Origin of the sequence: Longimicrobium sp., from assembly GCF_035474595.1 — a bacterium.
Classification (GTDB): domain Bacteria; phylum Gemmatimonadota; class Gemmatimonadetes; order Longimicrobiales; family Longimicrobiaceae; genus Longimicrobium.
The window spans coordinates 1-14,837 of the sequence record NZ_DATIND010000088.1 but is presented as its reverse complement, the minus strand read 5'-3'; the positions used below and the strand labels follow the sequence as shown (position 1 = coordinate 14,837).

Sequence of the window (14,837 nt, the reverse complement as noted above, 5' to 3'; positions counted from 1 at the left end):
AACCGCGCCCCGGAAGCAGGGAGATGCATCGCGCTCGTCGTCGGAGCCAAACCCCACCGCGCCAACGACTTGCAGGGAGGATGGAGATACGGCGCGACGGTTGCCCTTCTGGTCCCGCGCGGACGTTGAACCATCCCCTCGCGAACCCTCTCCTCCCGGAGTTCCTGAAATGAAGTACCGCCTCGCTTTCCTCGCCTTCTGCGCCGCCATGTCCATCGCCGCGGCCGCCGCTCCGCCGCCCCGGCCGGACCTGATCGTGGGGGCGGTGGTCGCCTCCAACGGCATCGTCACCATCCGCGTGCACAACCAGGGGAACGCGCCGGCCGCGGCCTGCAAGGTCAACCTCTCGCTCGGCACGCCGATCGGCACGGCCCACAGCTACGACCAGCCCGCCATCCCGGCCGGCCAGTGGAGGTCCGTGACCATCCACGTGAACAAGCCGCTGGCGGGCGTGCACTACACCGTCCGCGACGACGTCACGCACATCGTCACCGAGTCCAACGAGACCAACAACGCGCGCGCCGGCAACTTCTGACGGCCGCTGGACGAAGCAGCGCGGCGGGCCGCATCCGGTGCGGCCCGCCGCGCTTTTCGTGTGTCCGCGGGCGGGGAAGGCGATTGAAATCGCGGCAACAACGGCCCGAAGTCCGCCTTCGCGGACTCGCACTCCGGCGTCCACGCGGATTGGCCAGTCCCGGGCCTACAGCGCCTCGCCCTGGCATTCGGGGCACTGGATGGCGAGGAACCGCACCCAATCCACGATCTCCGCCGGGCCGGGGAGGTCGTGTCCGTCTCCGCCCCCGGCGACGTGGTGGACCTCGCCCCACTGGTCGGCGATCACGACGCCCGCGCCCGCGACGCCCGTGCGCGCCGCGAACCCGCCCTCCGCGTCGGCGGCGACCGGGAACGGGAGATCGGCGGCGAGCGAGACCGCGTCTTCCTGCGTCGCCGCGACGGCCACCACGTGCGCGTCCCACTCGCGCAGCTCCACGATCGTATCCGCGAGGCGGCGGAGCCAGGCGCGGCACTCGCCGCAACGGGGGTGGAGGGAGACGATGACGGGATTCTGCCGGCCCGGGGGATTGAGCCGCACCGGCCCGCCCGCCGCCGACGTCATCGCCAGCTCCGGAAGCCGGCCGCCAGGCGCGAGCCTCGTCGGTGAAGAAGGATCCATCTCCCACACTCCGTCAGGGATTCACGCCGCCGAGCGCGGCCTCGATCTGCCGCGCCGTCTCTCGCGCGCTGCGGCCCACGCCGATCATCGTCGCGCTGGCGAAGCCGGTCCAGTTGCCGTAGCCCACCAGCCACAGCATGGGCTCGGCGACGGAGCGCGCGCCGTCGGTGCGCACGCGGCCGCCGGGTTCGATCACGCCCAGCGGGCGCAGGTGCCCGAGCGCGGAGCGGAAGCCGGTGCACCACACCACCGCGTCGATGCGCTCCTCCGCGCCGTCCGGCCACACCACCCCCGTCGCCGTGAAGCGGGTGAACGGCGGCACCGCCACCAGCACGCCGCGCCCTCGCGCCTCGACAACGGGCGGCACCATCACGATGTCGCCCAGGTCGGCCTGCGGAGGCGGCTCGCGTCCCTCCTGCTTCGCCCGGTACAGCGCGGTCGCATGGTCGAACAGGTAGCGCCCGTCGACCTCGTCGGGCAGGAACGACGGGGGATGCAGCGCCACCCAGGTCGCGTCCGCCACCTGCGAAACCTCCGCCAGGATCTGCGCCCCCGAGTTGCCGCCGCCTACCACCAGCACGCGCTTCCCCGCGAACGGAGCGGGAGATTCGTAGTCCGCGGAATGGATCTGCATCCCCTCGAACGCCTCGCGGCCGGGGTAGATGGGGATGTGTGGCGCCGCCCACGTCCCCGTCGCGCTCACCACCGCCCGCGCGGTGAAGGCGCCCACGTCCGCGTCGATGCGAAATCCCCCGCCCTCCCGCCGCACGGTGTCCACCCGCACCGGGCGCAGGATGGGGAGCGCGTACCGCTGCTCGTACTGCGCCAGGTATTCGATGGCGTCGTCGCGCGACGGGTACGCGTCGCCGCCGGGAAACATCCAGCCGGGGAGCGAGCTGAAGCGCGCCGGCGAGAACAGCCGCAGCGAGCGCCACGTGTGCCGCCACGCGCCGCCCGGCTCGTCCTGCGCGTCCAGGATCGTCCAGCGCAGCGGCGACCGGCGCAGGTAGTATCCCATCGCCAGCCCCGCCTGCCCTCCCCCGATCACCACCACGTCGAAGTCCCGAACCGCCAATCTCCCTCCTGCTTTCGGTGATGCACCGGCGGGCCATTCCCGGTCGCCGTGAGCGCCCGCCGCCGCGGTTGAGACGCGCTCGCCCCGGCGGGCGAGGCATCGCCGTCCCAACAGGACTGCATCGCGGGAGGCCAGAAAGCGCGAAACGCGTGGTACTGCAACACGTTTGCACATCTCCCTCGCACCCGGCGCGCCGCTTGCCCCGGCGGCGGGCGCGAAGACGAATCCCGCCGCGCTTCCCGTCCCCATTTCTCCCGGAGACCCGCCAGCATGAAGTCCCGCCTCGCGTTCCTCGCCGCGCTCCCGCTCCTCGCCGCCGCCGCGCCCAACCGCCCGCCGCTTCCGGACCTGGTGCCGATGGCGCTGGTCGGCTCGGGACAGCAGGTCACCATCCGCATCGGCAATCGCGGGACGGCGCCCGCGCCCGCCGGCTTCGTCAGCGTCGTCGTCGGCGCGCCGATCAACATCGTGCACAACTACGCCGAGCCCGCGCTCGCCCCGGGCGAGATCAAGTCGGTGATCATTCCCGTGGGCAAGCCGCTGGCCGGGGTGACCATCACCGTGCGGGTGGACGGCACCGGCGCCATCCCCGAGTCCAACGAGCAGAACAACATCAAGCAGGCGACCGGAAACTGATTTCTGCCGCCCGCCGGCGTGACAACGAGCGCCACGGCGCGCATCATTACCGCTCCTTCTCTTCCGGACGGTGGATGATGAGCGACGTGGCGCTTCGGCCGCTGGACGGCGTGCGCGTGGTGACACTGGCGGTGAACCTGCCGGGCCCGCTGGCGTGCGCGCGCCTGCACGCCCTGGGCGCGGCGGTGACGAAGGTGGAGCCGCCCTCCGGCGATCCGCTCGCCGGCTTCGCCCCCGCGTGGTACCGCGAGCTGGCGGACGGCCAGCGGACCGTCACGCTCGACCTGAAGGAGCCGGACGCGCGCCAGGAGCTCGACACGCTGCTCGCGGACACGGACCTGCTCGTCACTGCGACGCGGCCGGCGGCGCTGGAGCGGCTGGGGCTGGGATGGGAGATGCTGCGCGCGCGCCACCCGCGGCTCTGCCACCTCGCCATCACCGGCTACGCGCCGCCGGACGACGATCGCCCCGGCCACGACCTGACCTACGCCGCCGCCGCGGGCCTCGTTACCCCGCCGGAGCTGCCGCGCACGCTGATGGCCGACCTCGCCGCCGCCGAGCGCGCGGTCGGCACCGCCCTCGCGCTCCTGCTCGCGCGCGGCCAGGACGGCGCCGGGCGGCAGGCCACGGTGGCGCTCGCGTCGGTCGCCGGGGAGCTCGCGGCGCCGCTGCGGCACGGCCTCACCACACCCGGCGGCGTGCTGGGCGGCGGCTTGCCGCTGTATGGCCTCTACCGCGCGAAGGACGGCTGGATCGCCATCGCCGCGCTGGAGCCGCGGTTCGTGCAGCGGCTGGCGGCCGAGCTGTACGTCGCCCTCGACCGCCCCTCGCTCGAGCCCGTCTTCGCGCGCCGCACCGCCGCCGAATGGGAGGCCTGGGCCCGCGCCCGCGACCTCCCCATCGCCGCCGTGGAAGTGGAAGCTGTCCCCTGAGAGGAAATCACTCCGCTCGGCCAAACAAGATGAACAGTCCTTCTTGCTCGAACCGCTCGATGGACCTCATATTGCAAAGCGACGCCCGGACCGATCACCGCCGCTGCGGTGTAGTGCTCCCGACGACCACCCGGGACCCGTGAGGCAGGCGCCGATGAAGCAGGGCTACCCTCTCCGTGAGATCAGCGCGTTCGACACGCGCACTCTGAATACTCTTCGCGACCGGCTTTCCGTCACCACGGCCGAGGAATTCCTGCATACGGCCAAGGCGTTTCCCGACGAAATGTCTCGGCTGCTGGCGATCGACCCCCGCGGCGTGACTGCTCTGTCCCGTGCTGTCGCAACGGTCCTAGGACATGAAGCGTCCGAAGCGATCCTCAACCCTCCGGCGGTCGATTACCCATTCCGCACCGGGCACGATGCCCCTGCAGGCACAGGAACAACGCTCTGAGCAGAACCGAATAGTCCGACTCACCACCGTTCCATTGACGGATTTGATTCTACATTGGTGTTTGCCTGTAACGCCCAATGCTATGTTCACGCTCCTGCATTTGTGATCAGTACAACCTGGCCCCGCACTTCTCCGCTCATCCGAACGCCCGCTGAAAGCCGGGACCCGGCGCCGCGGCATTGTCGTATTATGTGTTGACGCGACAGTACGATCCCGCTGTGCATCAGCTTTCCATTCAGCCGTGGAGGCTTCGTGATCGGTTCGCCCGCCGTCGCACCGTATCCTGTGCAGCTGTTCCCAAAGCCCAAAGGCCTGCTCACCCGGCTCAGCTCGGTTATCGATCTCGCCAGATCTCCGGACCTCCGCCGCGCTACCGGCGTGCCCGAGCTGTACAGCAAGCTTGCCGAGTCCCAGGCGGCTGGTGAGCTCTCGGCGAACGCCATCGGCAACCTGGCCGCCAACTCGATGACGACCGTAGAGGAGTTGCTGGGACTGGAGCACGTAGACCGTCGGCTCGGCACGTCCTTCATCGATGAGCTGCAGCTTCCGCGGTCGGCGATCCGGTCGCTCCGCGAGGCATTTTCGCAGACGGCGTTCGGCGGCGACGAGCTGACCGAGTGGAACCGGTTCGATCAGTATACCTACGCGCTCGGCTTTGACTTGCGCGATTCTCCCGAGCCACCGGTTGCCGGGGACGAGATGGACGCGTCGTCGACCGGCACACCGCCGGCCGACGGGCACGAACTCGGCGCGCCAGCGACCGCCACGCTTCCGCCCGAAGCCGTCATTTTGATCACGCCGTGCCTTTCGGGTGTACGCGACCAGCAAGACCGGGGTACGTGCACCGCCTTCGCATCGGTCGCATGCCTCGAGCACCATCTCTGCCGCACGGCCAAAGCCACGCTTCGGCTTTCGGAGCAGTTTCAGTACTGGAACATGGTGGAGCACACCGGGAAGCACAGCTTGGTCGCGAGCTTCCCCGCGCTGAAAGAGGACGGTGTGTGCAGCGCCGCGACTTGGCCGTACTGGGGAAAGGAGATCCCGGGCAACGACGGCCAGGGCCCGCCTCCTCCCTCGGCCAAAGCCGAAGCTGCGGCCTGGAAGTGCCAGGAAGTACTGCAGCTCCCCGCGCGCTCGGTGGAACGCATCAAACAGGCGCTCCGCGACGACCATCTAGTGTCCGTCGGGTTCCCCGTCTACCGCAGTTGGTACGAGCATCCGGTGGTTCGGAAGTACGGCAACATCACCCTGCCGTTTCCCGGCGAAGTGCCCGAGTCGGCAGGACACGCCGTCGCACTGGTGGGGTTCGCCGATGACGCTGAGTTCGCCGGTGGCGGGTATTTCATCGTGCGGAACAGCTGGGATCACGTCTGGGGCACCAACAGCGTGTTCGGTGTGGGCCACGGGACGCTCCCGTACGCGTACGTCGAACGCTTCAACTGGGATGCATGGTGCATTACCCGTTGAGCAGCCGGATTGCCGGCCCGCCCGCGGTCACCGCGGGTCGGTGATGGACGCCAGCACGCGCTGCACGAAGCCGTCGAGCTGGTCGTTCTCGATCCAGCGCACGACGACCACCAGGTCGTGCTCGGGGTCCACGTAGATGGCGTTGGTGCCGTTGCCCAGGTGCACGAACGCGGAGGCGGGCGCGCTGGCCAGCAGCTTCCGGTCGGTGTTCAGGAACCAGTTCATCACGCCGTACGTCGGCTGCGCCTGCGTGGGCGTCAGCGCGCGGCGCACCCACTCGTCCGACAGGATCTGGCGGTCGCCCCAGCGGCCGCGGCGCAGCGTCAGCAGGCCGAACCTGGCCATGTCGCGCGCGCTGATGAACATTCCCCCGCCCCAGTGCCCGCCGCCGCTCACCGACTGCACCGCCTCGCCATCCATCACCACCCAGCTGTTGTCGTAGCCCGTCCACCGCCAGGTGCTGCTGGCGCCGATGGGCTCCATCACCATCTCCCGCAGCACCTGCGGCAGCGGGCGGCGCCAGACCTGGAGCGCCGCCAGCGCCAGCGCGTTCACCCGCACGTCGTTGTACTCGTACGCCGTCCCCGGCTCCCTGCGCGCCCGCGTGGCCCAGGTGGACGGCTCGCCGCTCGGCCGGTCGGCCCACTCCGGCTTCCCCCAGAGCGTCCCCTCCCAGTCGCTCACCTGGCGCAGCATGTGGTCCCACGTCAACCGCCGGTTGTGCGGCGTCTCGAACGGCTCCAGCACGTCGCCCCCCGCCAGCCGCCCGGTAACCGGCCGCGCCGCCGCACCCGCGGGATCGTACGGGATGACGGGCGCCATGTACGCGGCGACGGGGTCGTCGAGCGAGCGGATCATCCGCCGGTCGTATGCCAAGCCGACGACGGTGGAGAGAAAGCTCTTGGTGACGCTGAACGTCATGTCCACGCGCCGCGGATCGCCCCACTCCGCCACGATGTAGCCGTGGCGCAGAACGATGCCGGTCGGCTCGCCGCGCGGCTTGAACGGGCCCACGGGGTCGCCGAACGGCTCGCGCCCGAAGGTCTGGAAGTGCGCCTGCACCAGGTCGCGCGGGAGCTTCGACTCGTGCTCGCGGTGGAAGGCGACGGCCGCCTGCAGCCGGGCCGAGTCCATTCCCACCTGCGCGGGCGGGCGGCGCTGCCAGTCCTCGCCCGCGCCCGGAACATAGGCGCCACCGCGCGTGCGCTGCGCGGCGGAGGGCGTGGCGGCGGCCAGCAGGATGAGCGCGGCGGCGGCGCGGCGGACCGCGGGTGCTCGCATCGGTGTCTCCGGTCTCGAAAGAACGTTCGGGGTGATGGACGATCGGTAGATTAGCGAACGGGCGCGTGGGGGAACATCCCGCGCCGGATCACCGCTCCATGCTGGATCTGGGGATTGATCGTGCAACCCGCAGCGCACGTGCGGCCTTGCTGATAGATCCTTCGGCCTGCAACCGCTCGTGCCGGGGCGACGATCGTGTGGCCGGCCTGAATAGAAAGTCCCCGGCGCGGCCGGTCACCGGCGACTGAAGTCGCAGCAACAACTACGGGAAGCCTCGCAAACTGCGCGAGGCTGATCCGCTCATTCTGTGGCATTAGCGCTCACAACCAATCTCCTTTTATCCTCCGTGGTCGCGCGCAGCGCGGTGTTCGACTCAGGATGACGTCTCAGGATGACGTCTCTCCGGGCCGTTGCAATGCACGATTGATCGGCAGACGCGGACGCGCGAAAGGCGGGAGAGGCCGTGGCCGCTCCCGCCTTTCGCCCTCACCGTCCGACCGCTTTCAGCCGCCCGACACCAGGATGAGCCCGCCCTTGGCGCAGTGCATCTGCCAACCCTCCGGTCGCGTGTCTCCCCATCCACCCGCGGAAACGCCTGTGCACGATGCGGTCCCGTTCATCCGCCGTCCAGCAGAACCATTGACAAAGATTGTACAGCCGGGGATCTTTCCCGCATGTCCAGCAAGGAGAACGGCCGCGAGCCGCGGCACCCCATCCGGGTGGTGAGCGAGCGCACGGGGCTCAGCCCCGACGTGCTGCGCGCGTGGGAGAAGCGCTACGGCGCCGTGGCCCCGCCACGCCGCGAGGGCGCCGGACAGCGCCTGTACTCCGACGCCGACGTGGAGCGGCTGCGGCTGCTGCGCCGCGCCACCGCGGCGGGGCGCAGCATCGGGCACGTGGCGGCGCTGAGCGACAGGGAGCTGGAGCAGCTGGTGCGCGAGGACGAGGCGCAGCGCGCCGTGCCCTCCGCCGCCGCGCCGCAGCAGGGCGGCGGGGCGGCGGCGGCGCACGTGCGCATCGCCATGGCGGCGGCGCGGGAGATGGACGGGCCCGCGCTGGAGGCCGCCCTCCGCCGCGCGCTGGTGCTGGGGGGCGCGGAGACGTTCATCGACGACGTGGCGCCGCCCTTCCTGCGCGCCGTGGGCGACGCGTGGGAGGACGGCTCGCTCACCGTGGCGCACGAGCACCTGGCCAGCGCCGTGATGCGCCGCGTGCTGGGGATCGTGGCCGAGGCGGGGCCGGCGGCGGGCGCGGCGCCGGTCGTCGTCGTCGCGACGCCCGCGGGGCAGGTGCACGAGCTGGGCGCCATGCTCGCCGCCGCGTCGGCGATGTCGGCGGGGTGGCGGGTGGTGTACCTGGGCGCCGACCTCCCCGCGGACGAGGTGGCGCGCGCGGCGCGGGAGACGGGCGCCGAGGCGGTCGCGCTCAGCATCGTCCTGGGCGACGGCAGGGCGGCCGCGGACGAGGTGCGCGCCCTCCGCCGCGCGCTCCCGCCGCACGTGCCGGTGATCGCAGGCGGTGCGGGCGCGCGCGCCGTGGCCTCGTCGATCGGCGAGGCGGGCCTCCGCGTCCTCCCCGACTTCGCCGAGTTCCGCCGCGTGCTCACTGCCATGGCCGTGCGCGGGAACAACCGCGCGAAGTAAGGGCGGAAGTGCGGAAGTGCGGAAGTGCGGAAGTGCGGAAGTGCGGGGAGCGAACGAGCTTCGGAGCGGCAGGGATGGCAATCCCGCTACCTCTCCCGGTACGGGAGAGGTGGACGGCCTCGGCCGGCCGGAGAGGGCGCGGGGACGCGGGGACGCGACGATCGTGTGATTACGAGGTGCCGCCGCGGGATCGAACCCGCAGGGAGGGACGATGGAGAGGGAGACGATCAGCCGCGACGAGCTGCACCGGAGGTTCACCGAGGCGCTGGCGGCCGAGGCGCCGGACGGCGGGTTCGCGTTCGACCTCGACCGCTGCGTTCCCGGCGCGGACGGCTGCAACTGGTATCCGCTGGCGCAGCTGGGCGACTGGCGCGGCGACGTGGACCGCAATCTGGCCGCCTTCCGCCGCGTCCGCGCCCGCCTCGCCGAGTCGTTCAACCTCCCCGCGCACGATCCCGCCGATTCCGCTCTCACCGGGACCGGCACAGCGTGACGGACTGGTCGATCCCACGAACGAAGCGCGGGCGAGGCAGCGTGCCTCGCCCGCGCGTTTTCGCGGCGTCATCGCGATCCTTCGATCACCCGCTACGTCTGCGGGCTCGGGGCGAGGGCGGGTTCCGGCGCGGTCCAGCCAGAGAGATCCAGCCACGCCACGGCCTCGGCCCACTCCTTGAAGACCTCCAAGCGGTCCGGGCTGTCCCCCCGCAGCTTCTTGTACATCCGTCCCATCGCGTAGGCCACGTCCGACGGCGCCACCATCGCCCGCCGCGAGCCCGTCCCGAACACCGTGCCGGCCGCCGTCGCGCAGAGCCCCTCGAGGGTCACCGCGACCTCCGACAGCCCGGTGGCGTCCACCACCTGGCAGTAGTCCGGACGGAAAAGTCTGTCGCTCCGCATCCGCGCCTGCACGGCCAGCAGGTCGGAATCCGTCAACCGCCCGGCGAGCGTCATGTGCACGAGCCGATGCTCGCGCACGATGCTGTAGTCAGCTCCCATGGGGAGGTACCCGGAAGTGTAGGGCAGGCTTGGGTGGTGGGTGCGAACCTGCACAATCTACGGCCTTGCGCGACGAACGGCAAAGCCGGCGGGGCCCGGCCCGCTCCGATGCGGACGCAATCCTGCGGATCGAGAGAACGGGCTAGATTTCGGCATCCGAATATCCGGCCGACCGCCCCGCCGCGCGCAGCGCTTCCAGGTGCTCGGTGTCGTAGCTGTTCCACCCCGTGGGGATCGGCGCCACGCACACCGACTCGCCGCAGTCGCTCGTGTACGAAAGCCATCCCGCGGCCATGCGCCGGTCCCGCACGCGCCCCGCCGCCTCGGGCGAAACCGCCTCGACCGTCCACCACCGACCATCGTGACCCCGGTAGCGCCGCTGCATCGATGAGCTCCTCCATTCTGGAATGCAGGACGCCCGTGAGGCAGGATGCGTTCCCGCGTAAGTGCTTGAAACCGAACGATATTCGATTGGCCGAACTGGAACCGGAATTGCGATTTCTCCGCCTGCTGCATGTCCCGCAACGGAGCTCGGAACGTGGCGCTGAGGGAATACAGGGACGACGAGGGGGTGACGTGGCGCGTCTGGGCCGTCATCCCTTCGTCCGTATCGCGAAGCGAGATCGCGGTCGCCGGCGATTTCCAGACCGGGTGGCTGTGCTTCGACTGCGGCTCGGAGAAGCGGCGCCTGAAGCCCGTTCCCTCGTCGTGGGACGAGCGCTCCGACCAGGAGCTGGACGCGCTCCGCCGCGCGGCCGACGTGGTGAGGAAGGGCTAGTGCGAGGTTCGGCGAGACGACGGGGCGCTCCGGTGATCGGAGCGCCCCGTCCCGTTCCCGCCACCCACCGCACATCCCCGCGAATGACGGCCCTCCGGCACCGATTCCGGGGCCGCCAGAGCCGTCGCTCGCGGAGATGCAGCGAACTCGCCTCCGCCAGGCATCCGGCGCGACGACGTGAGGCTTGCTTCGCGAGCTCCCCGCCCGCTTATTGACCCGTCCTCCTCCGCCCGGAGGAGAGAATGTTTCCCGCCGGACACACAAGGGGAGGATCAATGCGCAAGCTCGAGCTGGACATCGACGAGATCCGCGTGGAGTCGTTCCGCACCACCGCCGCGGGCGAGTACGCCGGCACCGTGTTGGCGCACAGCGACGCCTCGAATCAGGCGACGTGCGACACCTGCCAGGGCCCCAACTGCGGGCCGCCGCCGTCCAACAACTGTGCCTGATCGTCCGCGCAGAGCGGCCGAGCGCTCCGACCGCGAGCCCGGCGTGCTCCGGCGCACGGCCGACGTGTGAGGAAGGGGGATAGGGAAGAAGGTCCGCTGGCGCTCCTGCACGGCTCCGGCGAATCGGCGGGGCGCTCCGGTCATCCGGAGCGCCCCGTTCCGCTTCCTCCATCCGCCGCGCAGGGTCACCGGGTCACATCGCCTCGGCGCGAACGAAGGCGAGGTTCGCGTTCAGGACGTAGAGCGGCGTGAAGCCCATCCACAGGCTCCCGCTGGCGGCCACATGGCGGTAGGCGACGAAGAAGTAGCCGCCGACCTGGTACGCCGTCCACCGCCACTCCGCCTGCGCCCCCGATGCGCCCGCCTGCGCGGCGATGCGCGAGCAGACGACCTCGTCGGCGGTGCCGGCCAGCAGGCGGATCTGGCCGGAGCTGACCGCCGCCGTGTAGCCGAGCGACTCGCGCGCGGCGCGGAAGGCGTCGCGGGTGAAGAAGCGCTCCACCAGCGCGCGGCTCCCCGTGTCGTCGGGCGGGCAGCTGGACTGCGCGCCCGCGCGGCCGGCCGCCGCCACCATCAACGCCGCCACGAATGCTGTTCTGAGCATGAAGCGTCCTCCTTTCAGTAGCCGCAGCGCTTGACGGGCAGGGACTCGGCCGGGTTTCCGTTGTACGCCACGATGTGGTCCTTGTCGATCATGATCCCCATCAGCGAGGGGTACCGCGAGCGCAGCGCGAGCATGGTGGCGTCGTCGGCCAGGCTCGTGTCGCCGCTGTAGTTCAGGACCGCCGACGTCCCGTTCCACAGCGGCTGGCGCGGGCAGTTGGTGAGCCGCTCGCCGGCCGAGTACGGGTGCGAGTGCAGCATCCCCACGGTGTTGGGCGGGCTGCTGAACTGCGCCGGGACCGTGATCTGGCAGGGGTCGGACGGCCAGTCCGCCGGGAACGGGGTCACGTCGAAGGTGCCGTCCGCGAGCCGCACCAGCCACCCGCCCTGCTCCCGCCGCCGCGACATCGCCGAGTCGGGGTTGGACCGGGCGAACAGCTCCCTCATCCTCCGCTGCACCTTCGGGTCGTCGAGCATGGCATAGCCGGTGTGGCACGGCTGCGCGGTGTCGGGCGGGGGGTTGGTCCCGCCGGAGCCGCCGCTCGAGGGCGCGGCCGGATCGCTGCTGGGCGTGGGCGCCACCCCGGCCGAGCCGCCGTCCACCGGCTTCGGCTTGCAGTTGGGATACTCGCCCCCGTACTGGCAGGTGGTCACGTCCAGCTCCGACAGCGTCACCTCGGTGGCGGCCGAGGGTCCGCCCGGGCGCACCACGGGGTTCGTTACCGCGTCCGAACACGCCGCCAGCCCCAGCGCCGCCGCGAAGCCCGCCATCCGGAACAGCCGTGTTGCGCCGCGTCCGTCATGATGTACCGCAAGATGGCTCATAATGTATCCTCATGCAGGCAAGGAGTTCCAGAGCGCGACGCATTCAGCCGCACCCGGCAGTGCCCATCACCCATCCATTCTGCGCGCCAGATCCTCCCTTCTCCGTGCGATTCGCGGGTTATCGGGGGATGAAGGAAGGCGAACTCACCCGTACATCGTCACCACTATCCAGAAAAAAAAGCGGGTCCCGCGCGAGATAGTGGCAATAGTAGACGTAAGAGGATGGGTGTGTCAACCGTTGTCGCCAGAAGTGCGCTACGATTCCGAATCCACGTTCCGGAAGGATGATCGGGAAGAGGTGTGTGGCGTGATAAATACGTTGGGATGCGTAGCTGCCGTGGCCTGAACGGCGCGGTAGTCGATCAGATTTTCAGGACGTGCCCTGCGAGGGCGAGGAGGCGGAGCGGAACGGCCGCGGCACGGGATTCCGTGCTGCGGCCGTTCATCTTGCCTCGATTAGTGACGACGTAGCGATCGTTCAGACAGGCGCTGGCCCCTGCCAGCGCCTCACGGGGAATTCATGGGCTTTTCGTGTGCTTCCATGACGCCGTTCGAGACAGGGGACAGTAGCCGCTGCTCAGGGCTGAGCCCACGTCGTGTCGACCGTCTGCGTTACCGAGACGACGGTATCGTACCGCGGCTCGTTCACCACCTGCGAGAGCGTTTCCGCACTCACCACGGCCGGAGCCGCAACATCCACGGCGCTCCCCCAGCCGGCCATCGAATCCCCCGGGCTCTGTGCGGGCGAGCTGGACCGGGCGTCGCGGGTTTCTTCGTGCTCCGGCCGATCGAGCCCCAGGAAGCCACGGACTTCCGGGACCGTGACCGTCAGGATTGCGGCAACAACCCCGATCAACAGCGTCAGGAGCTTATGGAGGTGATCGGTGCGATGTGGTTGCTCGGACATTTTCGCCCCCTCGCATTTCCCCAATCGAACATCCGCATGATTCCAGCAACTTGTCGGGATACGATGCGGGGGTCAATCACTTTGATGACTCGACGTGGGAGGGCTCGACTGCCGTCTCTCGGCGCGGAGGAGCTTTCGATGCGAAAAAAAGAGACCCGCGCGTTTTGGCGCGGGTCTCGGGAGTGCCCCCGACAGGACTTGAACCTGTGACCTTCGGTTTAGGAAACCGCTGCTCTATCCTGGCTGAGCTACGGGGGCGCGCATCCGCCGGTGTGCGGCGAAGCCATCAAATTTAGCGCAAATGCTGGCGAATGGTCAACCGCCGCGTCCGCTCCAACGTTTGCATCGCCACCCTGCCGGGCCGCGGCCCGGCGAGCAGAGAGCCCGCGGAGTTGATCCCGGCGGGGCCCTCGGCTCTTGATTCCCCCGACTCTTGATTCCCGGTACGCGCGTTGCGGACGGGGTAAGCATCCCGCATCCGGCTCCGTGGCGGGCGATCCTGGCGGAATCGAGACTGGCCCCGGCCAGCGGGGCGCGCCGGCCTGTCCACCGGCGAGGGGAGCGGAGTCGTGGATTCGAAAGGTCTGTACGTGCTGGCCGGCTTCGTGGCGGTCGCACTCGTGGTGACCGGGTCGCTGCTGGCCATCGTGAGCCGCGGCAAGTACACGCACGCCACGCCGGCCGCGGCCGTCGCCGAGGCGTCGGTGCCGGCCGGGAACGGGGCCGCGCCCCGGCCCGCCGGCGCGGACAGCCTTGCGGCGGTCTGCACCGCCGTGGGCGAGCCCCTGCCGCTGGACGCCGAGATCCGCGAGAGCAGCGGCGTGGCGGTCAGTCGCGAGCATCCCGGCATCTTCTGGACGCACAACGACTCCGGCGAGCCGCTGCTGTACGCCGTCGACGCCCGGGGCCACACGGCGGGCCGCGTGGTCGTGAGCGGCGCCCGCGTGGAGGACTGGGAGGACGTGGCGCTCGCTCCGTGTCCCGCCGGAGGCGACTGCCTCTACGTGGCGGACATCGGCGACAACGCGGCGCGGCGCGAGTTCGTCACCGTGTACCGGATCCCGGAGCCCGCGCCCGGCGCCACGGCGTCGGCGCCGGCCACGCCCATCCGGCTGCGCTACCCCGACGGCGCGCACGACGCCGAGGCCATGTTCGTGCTGAACGGCGCGATCCACCTGGTCACGAAGGGGGAGAGCGGTCCGATCGCCGTCTTCCGGGCGCCGGCGGGCGCGAGCGCGGAGGTCACGCTGGAGCGGGTGCGGGAGATGGCGCCGGGCAGGGTGGACCGGCCCCAGAGGATCACGAGCGCCGCGGCCCGCGCGGACGGCCGCTGGATCGTGCTGCGCACCCTGCACGAAGCGGTGTTCTATCCCGCCAACGACCTGGTGGGGACCGGAACCGCCGCTCCACGGCGGATGGATCTGCGCGGGCTGGGCGAAAAGCAGGGCGAGGGGATCGGCTTCGCGCCCGACGGAAGCATCTACGTGACCAGCGAGGGCGGCGGCAAGAACGACCCCGCCACGTTCTCCCGGCTGTCCTGCACGCTGTCCTGAAAGAGCCGCCGCGGGCGTCGCGCTGAAGTATCCGGGGATGAAACGACGGCGTCCGCCGGCGCGAGGT

General features: G+C 70.4%; 18 protein-coding genes and 1 tRNA gene. 10 read left to right on the top strand and 9 right to left on the bottom strand.

Annotated elements, in window-relative coordinates; all coding sequences use genetic code 11:
- The first annotated feature begins 169 nt into the window (after positions 1-169).
- Entirely contained in the window at positions 170-535 is a 366-nt protein-coding gene (locus tag VLK66_RS16060; protein ID WP_325310463.1) for a CARDB domain-containing protein, read from the top strand.
- Positions 536-700: 165 nt separating this feature from the next.
- Here VLK66_RS16060 and VLK66_RS16055 read toward each other — a convergent pair whose 3' ends face one another.
- Positions 701-1,174 carry a redoxin domain-containing protein gene (locus VLK66_RS16055; RefSeq protein ID WP_325310462.1) on the bottom strand — a complete coding sequence of 158 codons (474 nt, stop codon included), beginning with the start codon at positions 1,172-1,174 and terminating at the stop codon, positions 701-703.
- A 13-nt stretch (positions 1,175-1,187) separates the two neighbouring features.
- Entirely contained in the window at positions 1,188-2,249 is a 1,062-nt protein-coding gene (locus tag VLK66_RS16050; protein WP_325310461.1) for an ArsO family NAD(P)H-dependent flavin-containing monooxygenase, read from the bottom strand.
- 270 nt (positions 2,250-2,519) lie between these two features.
- Here VLK66_RS16050 and VLK66_RS16045 point away from each other — a divergent pair, with 270 nt between their 5' ends.
- The 4 genes from VLK66_RS16045 to VLK66_RS16030 all read left to right on the top strand — a co-directional run bounded on the left by VLK66_RS16045 (position 2,520) and on the right by VLK66_RS16030 (position 5,735).
- A complete protein-coding gene (locus VLK66_RS16045; RefSeq protein ID WP_325310460.1) occupies positions 2,520-2,885 on the top strand; it encodes a CARDB domain-containing protein in 366 nt (121 codons plus the stop codon).
- A 74-nt stretch (positions 2,886-2,959) separates the two neighbouring features.
- Positions 2,960-3,817 (top strand): CoA transferase, encoded by an 858-nt coding sequence (locus VLK66_RS16040; RefSeq protein WP_325310459.1) that lies wholly within the window; start codon positions 2,960-2,962, stop codon positions 3,815-3,817.
- A gap of 154 nt (positions 3,818-3,971) precedes the next feature.
- A complete protein-coding gene (locus VLK66_RS16035) occupies positions 3,972-4,268 on the top strand; it encodes a hypothetical protein (RefSeq protein WP_325310458.1) in 297 nt (98 codons plus the stop codon).
- A gap of 252 nt (positions 4,269-4,520) precedes the next feature.
- On the top strand, positions 4,521-5,735 hold the full coding sequence (locus tag VLK66_RS16030; RefSeq protein WP_325310457.1) for a C1 family peptidase: 1,215 nt from the start codon (positions 4,521-4,523) through the stop codon (positions 5,733-5,735).
- Positions 5,736-5,762: 27 nt separating this feature from the next.
- On the opposite strand, the gene VLK66_RS16025 is transcribed toward VLK66_RS16030, so the two are convergent.
- Entirely contained in the window at positions 5,763-7,016 is a 1,254-nt protein-coding gene (locus tag VLK66_RS16025; RefSeq protein WP_325310456.1) for a serine hydrolase domain-containing protein, read from the bottom strand.
- Positions 7,017-7,690: 674 nt separating this feature from the next.
- Here VLK66_RS16025 and VLK66_RS16020 point away from each other — a divergent pair.
- A complete protein-coding gene (locus VLK66_RS16020) occupies positions 7,691-8,659 on the top strand; it encodes a MerR family transcriptional regulator (protein WP_325310455.1) in 969 nt (322 codons plus the stop codon).
- A gap of 211 nt (positions 8,660-8,870) precedes the next feature.
- The gene (locus VLK66_RS16015) at positions 8,871-9,152 is read left to right on the top strand and encodes a hypothetical protein (RefSeq protein ID WP_325310454.1); all 282 of its coding nucleotides are present in this window, start codon (positions 8,871-8,873) and stop codon (positions 9,150-9,152) included.
- Between the two features lie 92 nt (positions 9,153-9,244).
- Here the strand turns inward: VLK66_RS16015 and VLK66_RS16010 are convergent, their stop codons facing one another.
- Together VLK66_RS16010 and VLK66_RS16005 are read right to left on the bottom strand one after the other, a co-directional pair.
- Positions 9,245-9,655, bottom strand: coding sequence for a hypothetical protein (locus VLK66_RS16010; RefSeq protein ID WP_325310453.1), 411 nt, complete (start codon positions 9,653-9,655; stop codon positions 9,245-9,247).
- A gap of 142 nt (positions 9,656-9,797) precedes the next feature.
- Positions 9,798-10,040: a hypothetical protein gene (locus VLK66_RS16005; RefSeq protein ID WP_325310452.1), complete on the bottom strand. Its 243-nt coding sequence runs from the start codon at positions 10,038-10,040 to the stop codon at positions 9,798-9,800.
- Positions 10,041-10,193: 153 nt separating this feature from the next.
- Here VLK66_RS16005 and VLK66_RS16000 point away from each other — a divergent pair, with 153 nt between their 5' ends.
- Together VLK66_RS16000 and VLK66_RS15995 are read left to right on the top strand one after the other, a co-directional pair.
- Positions 10,194-10,433, top strand: coding sequence for a hypothetical protein (locus VLK66_RS16000; protein WP_325310451.1), 240 nt, complete (start codon positions 10,194-10,196; stop codon positions 10,431-10,433).
- Between the two features lie 275 nt (positions 10,434-10,708).
- On the top strand, positions 10,709-10,882 hold the full coding sequence (locus VLK66_RS15995; RefSeq protein WP_325310450.1) for a hypothetical protein: 174 nt from the start codon (positions 10,709-10,711) through the stop codon (positions 10,880-10,882).
- A gap of 193 nt (positions 10,883-11,075) precedes the next feature.
- Here VLK66_RS15995 and VLK66_RS15990 read toward each other — a convergent pair whose 3' ends face one another.
- The 4 genes from VLK66_RS15990 to VLK66_RS15975 all read right to left on the bottom strand — a co-directional run bounded on the left by VLK66_RS15990 (position 11,076) and on the right by VLK66_RS15975 (position 13,475).
- Positions 11,076-11,486 carry a hypothetical protein gene (locus VLK66_RS15990; protein ID WP_325310449.1) on the bottom strand — a complete coding sequence of 137 codons (411 nt, stop codon included), beginning with the start codon at positions 11,484-11,486 and terminating at the stop codon, positions 11,076-11,078.
- Positions 11,487-11,500: 14 nt separating this feature from the next.
- Positions 11,501-12,256, bottom strand: coding sequence for a hypothetical protein (locus tag VLK66_RS15985; RefSeq protein WP_325310448.1), 756 nt, complete (start codon positions 12,254-12,256; stop codon positions 11,501-11,503).
- A 631-nt stretch (positions 12,257-12,887) separates the two neighbouring features.
- Positions 12,888-13,217 carry a hypothetical protein gene (locus VLK66_RS15980; protein WP_325310447.1) on the bottom strand — a complete coding sequence of 110 codons (330 nt, stop codon included), beginning with the start codon at positions 13,215-13,217 and terminating at the stop codon, positions 12,888-12,890.
- Between the two features lie 183 nt (positions 13,218-13,400).
- Positions 13,401-13,475 (bottom strand) — tRNA-Arg (locus tag VLK66_RS15975).
- Positions 13,476-13,786: 311 nt separating this feature from the next.
- On the opposite strand from VLK66_RS15975, the gene VLK66_RS15970 reads away from it, so the two are divergent.
- Positions 13,787-14,770, top strand: coding sequence for a hypothetical protein (locus tag VLK66_RS15970; protein WP_325310446.1), 984 nt, complete (start codon positions 13,787-13,789; stop codon positions 14,768-14,770).
- Positions 14,771-14,837: the final 67 nt, after the last annotated feature.